The sequence below is a fragment of the Dactylosporangium sp. NPDC048998 genome (assembly GCF_043197855.1).
In the GTDB taxonomy this organism is placed as follows: domain Bacteria; phylum Actinomycetota; class Actinomycetes; order Mycobacteriales; family Micromonosporaceae; genus Dactylosporangium.
In genome coordinates this window covers 529,945-543,387 of record NZ_JBICTV010000003.1, presented here as the reverse complement: position 1 = coordinate 543,387, position 13,443 = coordinate 529,945, and the positions used below count along the sequence as shown (strand labels likewise).

At 70.8% G+C, this 13,443-nt stretch carries 11 protein-coding genes; 1 reads left to right on the top strand and 10 read right to left on the bottom strand.

All coding sequences use genetic code 11. The features are described from left to right. Position 1: 1 nt before the first annotated feature. The 10 genes from ACGFI8_RS09940 to ACGFI8_RS09895 form a co-directional block, all read right to left on the bottom strand. Positions 2-1,735: an ABC transporter family substrate-binding protein gene (locus ACGFI8_RS09940; RefSeq protein WP_392802490.1), complete on the bottom strand. Its 1,734-nt coding sequence runs from the start codon at positions 1,733-1,735 to the stop codon at positions 2-4. Positions 1,736-1,781: 46 nt separating this feature from the next. Then, positions 1,782-3,038 carry an iron uptake transporter deferrochelatase/peroxidase subunit gene (gene efeB / locus ACGFI8_RS09935; RefSeq protein WP_392802488.1) on the bottom strand — a complete coding sequence of 419 codons (1,257 nt, stop codon included), beginning with the start codon at positions 3,036-3,038 and terminating at the stop codon, positions 1,782-1,784. A 68-nt stretch (positions 3,039-3,106) separates the two neighbouring features. Further along, positions 3,107-4,252, bottom strand: a complete 1,146-nt coding sequence (gene efeO, locus ACGFI8_RS09930; protein WP_392802485.1) for an iron uptake system protein EfeO — start codon at positions 4,250-4,252, stop codon at positions 3,107-3,109. 31 nt (positions 4,253-4,283) lie between these two features. Beyond that, complete coding sequence (gene efeU / locus ACGFI8_RS09925; RefSeq protein ID WP_392802483.1) at positions 4,284-5,132, bottom strand: iron uptake transporter permease EfeU; 849 nt, start codon at positions 5,130-5,132, stop codon at positions 4,284-4,286. A gap of 162 nt (positions 5,133-5,294) precedes the next feature. Then, positions 5,295-6,761: an adenosylhomocysteinase gene (gene ahcY / locus ACGFI8_RS09920; protein ID WP_392802481.1), complete on the bottom strand. Its 1,467-nt coding sequence runs from the start codon at positions 6,759-6,761 to the stop codon at positions 5,295-5,297. Positions 6,762-7,295: 534 nt separating this feature from the next. Further along, positions 7,296-8,438 (bottom strand): mannose-6-phosphate isomerase, class I, encoded by a 1,143-nt coding sequence (gene manA / locus ACGFI8_RS09915; protein ID WP_392802478.1) that lies wholly within the window; start codon positions 8,436-8,438, stop codon positions 7,296-7,298. A 2-nt stretch (positions 8,439-8,440) separates the two neighbouring features. Further along, positions 8,441-9,409 carry a cation diffusion facilitator family transporter gene (locus ACGFI8_RS09910; RefSeq protein ID WP_392802475.1) on the bottom strand — a complete coding sequence of 323 codons (969 nt, stop codon included), beginning with the start codon at positions 9,407-9,409 and terminating at the stop codon, positions 8,441-8,443. A 79-nt stretch (positions 9,410-9,488) separates the two neighbouring features. Continuing rightward, positions 9,489-10,685 carry an SIS domain-containing protein gene (locus ACGFI8_RS09905; RefSeq protein ID WP_392802891.1) on the bottom strand — a complete coding sequence of 399 codons (1,197 nt, stop codon included), beginning with the start codon at positions 10,683-10,685 and terminating at the stop codon, positions 9,489-9,491. Positions 10,686-10,690: 5 nt separating this feature from the next. Beyond that, entirely contained in the window at positions 10,691-10,930 is a 240-nt protein-coding gene (locus ACGFI8_RS09900; protein ID WP_392802473.1) for a Trm112 family protein, read from the bottom strand. 30 nt (positions 10,931-10,960) lie between these two features. Further along, positions 10,961-12,334, bottom strand: coding sequence for a phosphomannomutase/phosphoglucomutase (locus ACGFI8_RS09895; RefSeq protein WP_392802470.1), 1,374 nt, complete (start codon positions 12,332-12,334; stop codon positions 10,961-10,963). 125 nt (positions 12,335-12,459) lie between these two features. Here ACGFI8_RS09895 and ACGFI8_RS09890 point away from each other — a divergent pair, with 125 nt between their 5' ends. After that, positions 12,460-13,440 (top strand): cation diffusion facilitator family transporter, encoded by a 981-nt coding sequence (locus tag ACGFI8_RS09890; protein ID WP_392802467.1) that lies wholly within the window; start codon positions 12,460-12,462, stop codon positions 13,438-13,440. Positions 13,441-13,443 lie beyond the last annotated feature (3 nt).

The following is a 13,443-nucleotide window of genomic DNA, read 5'->3' as shown; positions in this document are numbered from 1 at the left end:
CTCAGGCGGCCCGCTGGCCCCATTCCTGGATGTTGTACGTCGGGCCCCACACCGACGGGTTGTCGCGGATGTTCGCGTACTCCTGGTAGGTGAACGTCAGCGTCGGCCGCTGCATCAGCGGCAGCACGTAGGCGTCCTTGGTCAGCAGGTCGTCGGCCTGGTTGAGCAGGTCGGCGGCGTGCCTCGGGTCGACGTCCACCGCAGCGGAGTGCACCAGCCGGTCGAGTTCCGCGTTGGAGTACCCGCCGAAGTTGCCCGGCGCGCCCGTCGACCACCGCCGCTCCGGCGCGCCCTGGTAGAGCGGCCCGTTCACCCACTCGGCGAGGACCAGGTCGAAGTCGCCGGTGCTGAGCGTCAGCGCGAGCCCTTCGGTGGTCTCGGCCCGGGCCTCCACGCCGATCGCCTTCAGCGCGGCGGCGATCTGCTCGGCGGCCGCGGCGCGGATGGCGTTGTCGTTGTCGTAGCGCAGGCGCAGGGCGGGCACCGCCTCGCCGGCCTTCGTCACCAGGTGGCCGTTCTCGATCTTGTAACCGGCGTCGGTGAGCAGCTTCTTCGCCTTGTTCGCGTCGCCGGAGCCCTGCCCGGTGCCGCTGACGACGTCCTTGTACCCCGTGTCGCCGGGCACAAAGTTGTGGCTGCCCAGCGGCTTGAGGTTCTTGTCGAACGCGCCGTACGTCTTCTCCACGACGGTCTTGACGTTCACCGCGGTGAACATGGCCCGGCGCAGGACGGGATCGGCGAGGTACTTGTTCTTCAGGTTGAGCGTCAGGTGCTCCCACGCGTAGCTCTCCCCGACCTCGTAGATCACCCCGGGGGTGCCGGCCACGCCGGCGATCAGCGCCTGGCTGGGCTGCGGCGACATGCCGGTGAGCTCCTTGGCGCGCAGCGCGGGGATGATGGCGGCCGGGTCGAGCACGAACTTGAAGGTGATCCGGTCCAGCGACGGCTTGATCTTGCCGTACCACTTGTCGTTCTTCTTCAGCACCAGCGACTGGTCCTTGGCGAACGACTCGATCTGGTACGGGCCGCCCGACCACGTCGGCACGGTCCGGCTGAACCAGTCGGCGGCGCCGGCCACGCCCTCCGGCTTGGCCAGGTCGAAGCCCTGCTTGGTGGCCAGGTGCGACGGGTAGAGGCCGTCGTTGGAGAAGTCGCCCTTCCAGTCGCCGAACGTCTTGCCGTCGGTGAAGGTCATCGTCACGGTCTTGCCGGCGTCGGAGCCGACGATGCTCTTGATCACGTCGTACCCCGCGGTGCTGGCGGGGGTGCAGGCCGAGCAGTGCGCCGGGTTACCGGAGTTCTGCTTCCAGGTCAGGATGAAGTCGTCGGCGGTGATCGGGATGCCGTCGTTCCAGACCGCGTCCGGACGGATCTTGTAGACGATCGTCTCGGGGTTCTGGTTGGTGATGTCGGCGGAACTCACCAGGTCGGCGTTGAGCTGCAGGCGGCCCTGCGGGTCGACCTTGAACACCTGTGGCAGCAGTCCGGAGAGCGCCTGCTTGGTCGCGGGCGTGTTTCCCGCCGCCGTGTTGACGTTCCAGCTGGTGATCGGCTGGTCGAGGCCGTAGGTGTACGAGCCGCCCAGCTTGATGTCGCCGCCGTTGCAGGTCGTCGGGTTCTTCTCGCAGTCGGCGAACCCGATCGTGGCCGTGGGCGACGGCTTGGCCCCGCCGCCGCCGGTGCATGCGCCGAGCAGCAACCCGGCCGCCGCGACGACGGCGATCGAAGCCCGCATCTGCCTTCCAGTTAGAAACGCCACCCGGCAACCATAGGGGGCGACCCTAGGCGAACAGGGCACGACCCCAGTAGTCGTCGGCCGACGTGATGCCCGGCGGGCATGCGAACAAACCGCTCGACACGTGCCGGATGTACTCGTTGAGCGCGTCCTGGCGCGACAGCCGCGTCTGGATCGGCACGAACTGCTTGCGCGGGTCGCGCTGGTAGGCGATGAAGAACAGCCCGGCGTCGAGGCGGCCCAGGCCGTCGGAGCCGTCCACGAAGTTGTACCCGCGGCGCAGCAGCCGGGCGCCGTCGTTGAACTCGGGGTGGGCGAGGCGCACGTGCGCGTTCGCGGCGATGGCCGGCCGCCCGTCGGTACCGTTGGCGGAGAAGACCGGCTCGTCGAACTCCTTGGCGCCGCTGAGCGGGGCGCCCTCCCCCTTGTCGCGCCCGACGATCGCCTCCTGTTCGGCCAGCGAGGTGCGGTCCCACGTCTCGATCACCATCCGGATCTTGCGGGTGACCATGTAGGAGCCGCCGGTCATCCACGCCTCGCCGTCGCCGGACTGCACCCACAACTGCTCGTCGAGCAGCTTGGTGTCCTCGGCCTTGAGATTGGCGGTGCCGTCCTTGAAGCCGAACAGGTTGCGCGCGGTCTGCTGGTTGCGCGAGGTCGAGGAGGTGCGCCCGAAGCCCAGCTGCGACCAGCGCACGCTGACCACGCCGAAGCCGATGCGCGCGAGGTTGCGCACCGCGTGCACGGCCACCTGCGGGTCGTGCGCGCAGGCCTGCACGCACAGGTCGCCACCGGAGATCTCGGGCTTGAGCGCGTCCTTGGCGAACCGCGGCAGGTCGGCCAGCGCCGCCGGGCGCCGGGCCGCGATGCCGAAGCGGTCCTGACCCTGCCCGTCACGGAACAGCGTCGGGCCGAAGCCGACCGTGAGGGTGAGCCCGGACGGCGGCAGGCCGAGCGCCTCGCCGGTGTCGTCCGGGGCCGCCTCCGGGGCTCCGTTGACCGCACCGATCGTGCCGGCGTCCTTGCCCGCGGTCATCCGCGCCGCCGCCGCGGTCCACTTCTGCAACAGCTCGACGACCTCGGCCTTCTTGTCGGTGATGACGTCGAAGGCGACGAAGTGCAGCCGGTCCTGCGCGGGCGTGACGATGCCGGCCTGGTGCGGGCCGTAGAAGGGCACGGCCGCGCCGGGGTCGGCCGCCCGGGCGGGCTCGGCGCGATCGAAGACCTGCGAGCCGATGACGCCCGCGGCGGCGGCTCCGACGGCGCCCGCACCGGCGAGCCCGATCATCTTCCGGCGGTCCATGGTCAAAACCCTTCAATCGGATTCGGTACGGCAGGAGGCGCGCCCGGTGGCCGGGCGCGCCCACGGACCTACCTCGTGGCGACGAGCGGCGCGACCTTGCTGATCGGCTCGGCGAGCGCGTTGATCGCGTCGGCCAGGGCCTTCAGCTGCGGCTCGGTCAGCTCGTTGTGCAGCTTCCAGCCGTCGCCGCTGCGGTACTTGTCGAGCTCGGCCTGCGCCGCGGCGAACTTCTCATCGAGCGTCTTGGCCAGCGCGGCGTCCTTGTCCGCGATCACCGGGCGCAGCGCGGCGATCGCGGCCCGCGAGCCCTCGAGGTTGGCCGCGAAGTCCCACAGGTCGGTGTGCGAGAAGGCGTCCTCCTCACCGGTGATCTTGCCGGTGGCCACCTCGTCGAGCAGCTCCTTGGCCCCGTTGGCGAGCTCCAGCGGGGACAGCTGGGCGGTGGCGGCCTTCTCGACGATGGTCTTGACGTCGGCGAGCAGCTTGTCGGCGGTCGGGCCGGACTTGCTGATGTCCTTGGTGACCCAGAGGTCCTTCTCGAGCTTGTGGAAGCCGGTCCACTCCTGGCCCGCCTCCAGGTCGGCCTCGCGGGCGTCGATGGCCGGGTCGAGGTCGCCGAAGCTCTCCGCGACCGGCTCGATACGCTCCCAGTAGGTGCGGGCGATCGGGTACAGCGCCTTGGCCTTCTCCACGTCGCCGGCCTTGACCGCGTTGACGAACTCGGTCGTCTTGTCGATCAGCGCGCTGGTCTGGCTCTGCACGTACCGGTGGTAGTCCCCGATGGCCTGGGCAAGCTTGGCATCCTCGGTGAGCGGCCTGCTCTCGCCGGTGGCCTTGAACGCGCCCCGGATGCCGTTGCCGACCATGCCCGGCTTGCAGGCGGTCTCGTAGGTGCCGGGCGGCAGCTCGATGATCAGCTCGCGGGTCAGGCCGGGCGCGATGTTCTCGACCTCGCCGACGATCCGGTCGCCGGTCGCGTACACGTAGAACTCGGTGACCTTGGCGCCCTTGTTGCTGATGGTGAAGGTGACCGGGCCCGAGGCCGCCTCGGTCCGCTCGAGCTTGCACTCGGTGTCGGTGGCGGTCACGGCGATCTTGCCGTTGCCGCTCGCGCCGGTGCCAGCCTGGTCGCCGGTCTTGCCGCCGCCGCAGCCGGTCACGGCGAGGGCGAGCGCCGGGACGGCGCCGAGTACGAGCAGGCGTGTTTTAGGCATGGTTCTCCTACGGGAGGGGCTTGTCGCGAATTCAGGCGCTGGTGCTCGCCGGCTGTGGCGCCACCGGCTCGGGCGCGACCGGCTTGCGCAGCAGCGGCAGCAGGAACAGGACGAGGACGGGCACCCCGTAGGCGACCCAGGCGATGGTCTCCAGGACGGACGGCTGGGGCGTGAAGTTGAACATGCCGCGCAGCAGCTCGGAGTACCACGCGGTCGGCGGCAGGGCGCCGGTGAGGTCGTAGGCGTGGTTGTTGAGGCCGGGCACGACGCTGGCCTCCTGCAGGTCGTGCACGCCGTACTTGAAGATGCCGGCGGCCACCAGCACGAGCAGGGCGCCGGTCCAGGTGAAGAACTTGGTCAGGTTGATCCGGATGGCGCTGGCGTAGAGCAGGTAGCCCAGCACGATCGAGGTGGCGAGGCCGAGCGTGATGCCGATCAGCGGCTGAAGCGTGTCGGAGCCCTGCGCCGCGGCGAAGAACAGGATCGCGGTCTCCAGGCCCTCCCGGATGACGGCGAGGAAGGCCATGCCGGCGACCGCGAACGGGCCGACCTCGATCGCGCCCTCCAGCTTGCCGCGCAGCTCCTTGCCCATCTGGCGGGCCATCCGGCGCATCCAGAAGATCATCCAGGTCACGAACGCGACGGCGACGAGCGAGGCGATCGCGTCGAACAGCTCCTGGTGCGGGCCGGAGAGGTACGCGGTGCCGGCCTGCAGCAGCGCGGCGAACCCGATCGCGAGCAGGGACGCGGCGACGACGCCGGTCCAGACGAACTTGAGCAGGTGCCTGCGATTGCTCTTGACCAGGAATGCGACGAGAATGGACACCACAAGGGTGATCTCGAGGCCCTCACGCAGTCCGATCAGGTAGATGGCGGTCATACAGAGCTCCGCAGGTTAGCCGTACCTTACTTAGGTCAGCATTACCTTAGACCCCATTGACCACGGCCTCAAGCGCCGGGGGCTGAGTGAGCCCGGTCATATTCCTGAACGCGGAGAGGCCCCGCCGGTATCCACCCGGCGGGGCCCCCTTCCTTGATGCGTTCAGTAGCGGTAGTGGTCCGCCTTGTAGGGGCCCTCGACCGGCACGCCGAGGTATTCGGCCTGCTTCTTGGTCAGCTCGGTGAGCTTGACGCCCAGGGCGTCCAGGTGCAGCCGGGCGACCTTCTCGTCGAGGTGCTTGGGCAGCGTGTAGACGCCGACCGGGTACTGGTCGGTCTTGGTGAACAGCTCGATCTGGGCGATCGACTGGTTGGCGAAGCTGTTGGACATCACGAACGACGGGTGACCGGTGGCGTTGCCCAGGTTCAGCAGGCGCCCCTCGGACAGCACGATGATCGAGTGGCCGTCGTCGAACTTCCACTCGTCGACCTGCGGCTTGATGTTGATCCGCGTCACGTCCGAGCGGCGGGCCAGGCCGGCCATGTCGATCTCGTTGTCGAAGTGGCCGATGTTGCCGACGATCGCCTGGTGCTTCATCCGGCCCATGTGCTCGGCGGTGATGACGTCGAGGCAACCGGTCGCGGTGATGAAGATGTCGGCGGTCTCGACGACGTCCTCGACCGTGGCCACCTGGTAGCCGTCCATCGCGGCCTGCAGCGCGCAGATCGGGTCGACCTCGGTCACGATGACCCGGGCGCCCTGGCCGCGCAGCGACTCGGCGCAGCCCTTGCCGACGTCGCCGTAGCCGAAGACGACCGCGACCTTGCCGCCGATGAGCACGTCGGTGGCGCGGTTGATGCCATCGATGAGCGAGTGGCGGCAGCCGTACTTGTTGTCGAACTTCGACTTGGTGACCGAGTCGTTGACGTTGATCGCCGGGAAGAGCAGCGTGCCGGCCTGCTGCATCTCGTACAGCCGGTGCACGCCGGTGGTGGTCTCCTCGGTCACGCCCTTGATGCCGGCCGCGACACGGGTCCAGCGGCGGTTGTCCTCCTGCAGCGAGCGCTGCAGCACCCCGAGGATGACCGCGTACTCCTCGGAGTCGGCGGTGTCCGGCGACGGGACCGCGCCGGCACCCTCGAACTCGGCGCCCTTGTGCACCAGCAGAGTGGCGTCGCCGCCGTCGTCGAGGATCATGTTCGGGCCCTGGCCGTCGGGCCAGAGCAGCACCTGCTCGGTGCACCACCAGTACTCTTCGAGGGTCTCGCCCTTCCAGGCATACACCGGGACACCGGCCGGCTTCTCCGGGGTGCCCTCGGGGCCCACCGCGATCGCGGCGGCGGCGTGGTCCTGGGTCGAGAAGATGTTGCAGCTGGCCCAGCGGACCTGCGCGCCGAGGGCGACGAGGGTCTCGATCAGCACCGCGGTCTGGATCGTCATGTGCAGCGAGCCGGTGATCCGCGCACCCTTCAGCGGCTGCGCGGCAGCGAACTCACGCCGGATGGCCATCAGGCCCGGCATCTCGTGCTCGGCGAGCTGGATCTCCTTGCGCCCGAACGCGGCGAGGGACAGATCGGCCACCTTGAAGTCACCGTCGGCGACGGTCCGCGGTGGCAGCGTGCTGGTCAATGCGATCTCCTGATCTGCATAGGCGAACGGCGACCCTTCACGGTACGCGGCGGCCTCGCTTCGCTCCAATCGCCCCTGCGATGCGTGCGGGTCGCGCGAGAGCGGGTCCGGACAGCGCGCGGGGCGGTGAGATCGCTCCCACCGCCCCGCGCTTTCCCCCCGGTTTGGTTCCGCCGCATGTGGCTCGGGCTTGACCTCGAACCTTGCGTAGTCAGAACACTACTCTGCGCAACTCGGATGTCAAGCAAATCTCCTGAATTCGGACACGTTGGAGGGCTGACGAGCGGAGCTGATCTGATCCGCCGTGGGCGCGGATAAATCCAGACGCTCTGCGTCCGCATTTATCCGACATTTCGCATATGCACCGCTCGGGGTGGCGCGTGCCGTCAGGGCCGCGCGAGGCACGACCGTGAGGCCAGACCGGGCCAGCACGGACCGTAAGGAACGGTGTGCCGGGCCGGCCGGCGAACGGCGCGGGCCGGTACGCGGGGGCTTGCCCGCGTGCCGGCCCAAAGCGTTGGCCTCGCGGCTGTGCTACGACGTGGCGGCCTGGAAGGCCTCGCCCGCGCCGCTCAGCGACAGCTCCTTGCGCCCGGCCCGCGCGAAGGCCGCCTGGCCCTGCCGCAGGGTCACCGGGACGGCGCCGTCGTCGACGCTGATCGAGCCGCGCGTGCACAGGACGATGCGCGGGCCGCCGCCGGGGAGGCGTACCGCCGGCACGGCCGGGTCGACGACCGCGCGGTGCAGGGTGAAGTCGGCGATCGGGACCGGGTAGGCGAACAGGCCCGGGCCGAGGACGTTCGGCCGGGTCACGGGCTCGTCGAGGACCTCGAACCGCAGCACCCGCAGCAGCTCCTCGACGTCGACGTGCTTGGGGGTCAGGCCGCCGCGTAGGACGTTGTCCGAGGCGGCCATGATCTCGACGCCGACGCCCCGCAGGTAGGCGTGCAGGTTGCCGGCCGGCATCCAGACCGCCTCGGTGGGGCGCAGGCGGATGCGGTTGAGCAGCGTGGCGACGATGACGCCGGAGTCGCCCGGGTATTGCGCGGCGAGCGACACCACGAGGTCGTAGGCGGGCCGCTCGGCCGCGCGCGGGCGGCAGGCCGTCACGACGTCGGCCACGAGCTCGGCGTCGGGGTTGGCGAGCAGGCCCCGGACCGCGTCGTGCAGGGCGACGGCGGGGTCGGGCTGGGACAGCGCGTCCACGGTCGGCTTGAGCCGGGTCACGCCCAGTGCGGCCAGGTCGCGCGAGGCCGCAGCCGGGTCGCGGAAGCCGCACAGGGCGTCGAAGTCGGTCAGCGCGACCAGCATCTCCGGCTTGTGCCAGGCGTCGACGTAGGAGGGGTGCCCGGCCGCGTGCGCGGCGCGGGCCTGCTCCAGCGTCGGGTGGGCCTGCAGGGACAGCGGCTTGGCGGCGGCGAGCACCTTGAGCAGGAACGGCAGCCGGGGGCCGAACCGCTCGACGTTCGACGCGCCGAGCAGCGTCACCGGGTCGGCGGCGATGGCGTCCACGAGCGGGGTGCCGCTCACGGCGAGCCGGGACGGGCTCGCCGGGTGGGCGCCCATCCACAGCTCCGCCTCCGGGTCCGCGGTCGGCGCCGGCCGGCCCTGCAGCGTGGCGATCGCGTTGTGCGACCCCCAGGCGTACTTGCGGATCGGGCTCTCCAGCAGTTCCACGGTCAGTGCGCCTCCGCGCTGGTCGGGACGGCCGCCGCTGCGGAGCGGCCGGCCTTGCTCGCCTGGTAGATGTCCGGCTCCAGGTAGATCACGCGGGCGATCGGCACCGCGGCCCGGATGCGGGCCTCGGCGGCGTCGATGCCGCGGGCGATCTCGTCGGCCGTCTCGTTGTGCCGTACCGCGATCTTCGCCGCGACCAGCAGCTCCTCGGGGCCGAGGTGCACGGTGCGCATGTGGATCACGCACTCGACCTCAGGGCCGTCCACGATCGCCTTCTCGATGGCCTCGACCTGCTCCGGGGTGGCCGCCTCGCCGACCAGCAGGCTCTTCATCTCCACCGCGAGGACGGCGGCCACGGCGATCAGCAGCAGGCCGATCGCGGCGGTGCCGATGCCGTCCCAGATGCCGTTGCCGGTGATCAGGGTCAGGCCGACGCCGAAGAGGGCCAGCACGAGGCCGACCAGGGCGGCGAAGTCCTCCAGCAGGATGACCGGGAGCTCCGGCTGCTTGGCCCGGCGGATGAACTGCACCCAGGTGGCCTTGCCCTTGATCTTGCGGGTCTCGCCGATGGCGGTACGGAAGGACAGCCCCTCCATGACGATCGCCGCGACGAGCACCGCGACCGGGACCCACTGCCAGGAGCGGATCGGCTCGGGATCGGTGATCTTGTGCCAGGCCTCGTAGATGGCGAAGACGCCGCCGACGAAGAACAGCACGACGGCGACGACGAAGGCGTAGATGTAGCGCTCCCGCCCGTAGCCGAACGGGTGGCGGGCGGTCGCCCGCTTCTCGGACTGCTTGCCGCCGAGCAGCAGCAGCCCCTGGTTGCCGGAGTCCGCGACCGAGTGGATCGCCTCGGCCAGCATCGACGACGAGCCGGTCAGCACGAACGCGACGAACTTGGTGACGGCGATGCCGAGGTTGGCGGCCAGCGCCGCCAAGATCGCCTTCGTCCCACCCTCAGTGCTCACATCGCCTCCGCTTCGCTACGGCGATGCGAGGATGGCGCTGCCCCATGGTTCGAGGCCCCTCCGCTTCGCTCCGGACCTCTCACGGACTGACCAGCTCCTTCATCTCCGAGACGGCCGGGACGGCCATCGGGTCGAAGCCGTGGGCGAGACCGAGGTAGATCGAGGCGAAGTCCGGCACGGCCACGAGCGATGCCAATCGTTCCAGAGGGGATCCACCCTCCGCGGTGATCAGGCTCACCCGCACGCCCCGCTCCTCGGCCAGCTCCTGCACGGCCTCCGCGCGGCGCTCCTCGACCGCGACCGGCTCGTCGCCCTCCTCGTCGTCGGCGGTCAGGCCGCCGTCGCGCAGCAGCACGAGGCGCAGCCGGGTGGCCGTGCTCGTCTCCTCCCCCGGGTCGGCGAAGATGTCGCGGTCGGCCTCGGCCAGCCCGCCGTACACCCCGTCGAGGAGCCCGACCCGGCCGCGGCCGGCCTCGCCGAGCGCGCCGACGACCGCGGGGTAGCGGGCGTTGGCGGCCAGCGTGTCGCCGAAGCGGCGGGCGGCGACGGTGGCCAGGGGCGAGGAGCCCCAGACGATCGGCACCGAGTGGGCGAGGTCGAGCGCCAGGCTCTTGCCGGGGTTGACGAACAACTCGAGCGCCGTGCGGCAGCGCTCGGCGTCGGCGTCGAGGCGGGAGGCCGTCTCGGCGAAGTCGGCCTCGTTGACCTTGACCAGGCCGAGCTGGCGGCCGGCCAGCAGGACCGGCACGGCCAGGCCCCAGAGGCTGGCCCGGGCCGGCGCGCGCCGCGGCACCGGGATGAACGGCGCGCGGAAGCGGTCGGCCAGGGCGTGCAGCTGGGTGTCGGGCGCGCCGATCGCGACGAGCCGGGCACCGCGGCGACCGGCGGCCTCGGCGGCGGCGAGCGCCTCCGGTGAGCGGCCGGACGCCGAGACGGCGATGACGACGTCGGCGGCGCCGACCCAGCCGGGGATGCCGGCGCTGCGGTGTGCGAGGACCGGCACCGGGCAGCGCGGCCCGGCGACGGTCTCGAGGATGTCGCCGGTGCGTGCGGCGGTGCCGACCCCGGCGATGACGACCGCGCGCGGGCGGCCCTCGTCGGCCAGCGCGCTCAGGTCGGTCTCGGCGGCCAGGGTGGCCGCCTCCCGCACCTGGGCGCCGGCCGACGCGGTCGCGCGCAGCATGCCGCCCGGGTCGTTGCGCTCCAGCGCCTCGGCGTTGTCCAGCAGCGCCAGGTCGATCTCGCGATGCCCGCGGACCCCCGCGGTGCCCTCCAGCGGATTCACGCGGCACCACCCTCGCCACTCACGGCGTCGGTGTCCGGCGTGGGGGCCGCCGTGGCGGGACCCGACTCCGGCGTGCGCGCCTCGTCGAGCAGGAGCACCGGGATGCCGTCGCGGATCTCGAAGATCCGCCCGCATTCGGTGCAGGTCAACGTCTGCTCCTCCGCGTCGAGGGCGAGCTCGGCGTGATGCTCGTCGGGGCAGCGCAGGATCGAAAGCAGGGCGGGGTCCACGGACACGTGTTCCACTCTCCTTTGTGCGGCTGATCGTCAGCGGCGGATGACGATCAGCATCTCATCGCGCAGGGCGGCCATCCGCTCCGCGGTCGGCGCCTCAACGTTAAGCCGCAACAGCGGCTCGGTGTTGGACGGGCGGACGTTCGCCCAGCTGCCGTCGGGGAAGCTGAGAGTGATGCCGTCGAGCCGATCGACCGGAACGCCGAACGCCTGCTCGATCTCCGCCATCTTCGCGGCCTGGTCGGCGACGGTCGAGTTGATCTCGCCGGAGGCCGCGTAGCGCTCGTAGTCCTTCGCCAGGGCCGACAGCGGCGCGGCCTGCCCGCCGAGCAGGGCCAGGGTGTGCAGGGCGGCCAGCATGCCGGTGTCGGCGCCCCAGAAGTCGCGGAAGTAGTAGTGCGCGGAGTGCTCGCCGCCGAACACCGCGCCGGTGCGGGCCATCTCGGCCTTGATGAACGAGTGGCCGACCCGGGTGCGCACGGGCACACCGCCGTGTTCCCGGACGATCTCGGGCACGACGTGCGAGGTGATGAGATTGTGGATGATCGTGGCGCCGGGCTCCTTGGCCAGTTCCCGGACCGCGACCATGGCCGTGATCACCGAGGGCGAGACGGCGTCGCCGCGCTCGTCGACGACGAAGCAGCGGTCGGCGTCGCCGTCGAAGGCGAGCCCGAGATCGGCGCCGGTCTCGCGGACCTTGGCCTGCAGGTCGACCAGGTTGGCGGGCTCGAGCGGGTTGGCCTCGTGGTTGGGGAACGTGCCGTCGAGCTCGAAGTACAGCGGGATGATCGTCAGCGGCAGCCCCGAGCCGAGCACCGCCGGCACCGTGTAGCCGCCCATACCGTTGCCGGCGTCGACGACCACCGTCAGCGGCCGGATGGCGGAGAGGTCAACGAGCTTGAGCAGGTAGGTCGCGTAGCGTTCGAGCAGGCTGTACTGCTCGACGCCGCCCTTGAGCTCGGCGTCGGTGACCCGCGGCGCCCCGCTGTCGAGGATCTCCTGCGCGCGCTGACGGATCTCGGCGAGGCCGGTGTCCTGCCCGACGGGCTTGGCGCCCTGCTTGCAGAGCTTGATCCCGTTGTACTGCGCGGGATTGTGACTCGCCGTGAACATCGCGCCCGGCAGGTCGAGCGCGCCCGAGGCGTAGTAGAGCAGGTCGGTGGAGCCCAGCCCGGCCTCCAGGATGTCGGCACCCTCCGCGCGCGCCCCGGCGGCGAAGGCGGCCGCCAGCGCCGGGCCCGAGGCCCGCATGTCGTGCGCGGTGACGATCTTCTCGGCGAACTCCCCGCGCGAGCGCAGCGTCTGCACGAACGCCCGCCCGAGTGCCTCCGCCACCGGCTCGTTGAGCTGGTCCGGCACCGTTCCCCGCACGTCGTATGCCTTGACGATCCGGCTCAGGTCGATCACAGTCTCGCACCCCTAGTCGTGGTCGCTGTTCCTACCGGGGAGCCTAGTGCGGTTGCGTTCCGTGCACGTGTCAGTCCGGAGTTGCTCATGTGAGTTCCAGGAAAGCTTGTGGTAGAGGATGAGGCATGGCGGAGGAAGGTAACTCCCTGCGGGCGATCGTCGCGGCACTGGCGGCCAACCTCGGCATCGCGCTCAGCAAGTTCGCGGCGTTCCTGTTCACCGGCTCGTCGGCGCTGCTCGCGGAGGCGGTGCACTCGGTGGCCGACACCGCCAACCAGATCCTGCTGCTCGTCGGCGGGCGGCGCGCGCAGCAGCGGGCGAGCCAGCTGCACCCGTTCGGCTACGCACGGTTCCGGTACTTCTACGGCTTCCTCGTCACCCTGGTCATCTTCCTGGTGGGCGGCGTGTTCGCGCTGTACGAGGGCTACGAGAAGCTGCACGACCCGACGCCGGTCGAGGACCCGATTTGGGCCTTCGCCGTGCTCGGCATCTCGGTCGTGCTGGAGTCGTTCTCGCTGCGCACCGCCGTGCACGAGGCCCAGCCGTCCCGCCGCGGCGCGCCGTGGCTGCGCTTCATCCGCACCACCCGCTCCCCTGAGCTGCCGGTAGTGCTGGCCGAGGACTTCGGCGCGCTGACCGGCCTCACCTTCGCCTTCATCGGCATCACCCTCGCGGTCGTCACCGGTGACGCGCGCTGGGACGCGGCCGGCACGCTGGCCATCGGGGTGCTGCTGGTCGTCATCTCGATCACGCTGTCGCAGCGGATGCGCAGCCTGCTGATCGGCGAGTCGGCCGACAACGGCACGCTGCTGCAGATCGAGTCGGCGATCGAGCGGGAGCCGCTGATCGAGCGGATGATCCACCTGCGCACCATGCACCTCGGCCCCGACCAGCTGCTGATCGCGGCCAAGGTGGCGGTGCGCGCCGACGAGACCATGTCGCACGTGGCGGCCGCGATCAACCGGGCCGAGGCGCGGGTGCGCGAGGCGGTGTCGTACGAGTGCTTCATCTTCCTGGAGCCCGACGTGTTCGACCAGCGGCTCTACGAGAGCCAGGAGAAGCCGCCGGGCTCCTCGTCGCGGGAGGCCCGCCCCGCGTGGGAGTGACGC

What these genes read in the sequence shown, in the direction of transcription:
- efeU (WP_392802483.1), bottom strand. Translation starts at nt 5,132, where the DNA reads ATGACCGCCATCTACCTGATCGGACTGCGTGAGGGCCTCGAGATCACC.
- ACGFI8_RS09940 (WP_392802490.1), bottom strand. Translation starts at nt 1,735, where the DNA reads ATGCGGGCTTCGATCGCCGTCGTCGCGGCGGCCGGGTTGCTGCTCGGC.
- efeO (WP_392802485.1), bottom strand. Translation starts at nt 4,252, where the DNA reads ATGCCTAAAACACGCCTGCTCGTACTCGGCGCCGTCCCGGCGCTCGCC.
- ACGFI8_RS09890 (WP_392802467.1), top strand. Translation starts at nt 12,460, where the DNA reads ATGGCGGAGGAAGGTAACTCCCTGCGGGCGATCGTCGCGGCACTGGCG.
- efeB (WP_392802488.1), bottom strand. Translation starts at nt 3,038, where the DNA reads ATGGACCGCCGGAAGATGATCGGGCTCGCCGGTGCGGGCGCCGTCGGA.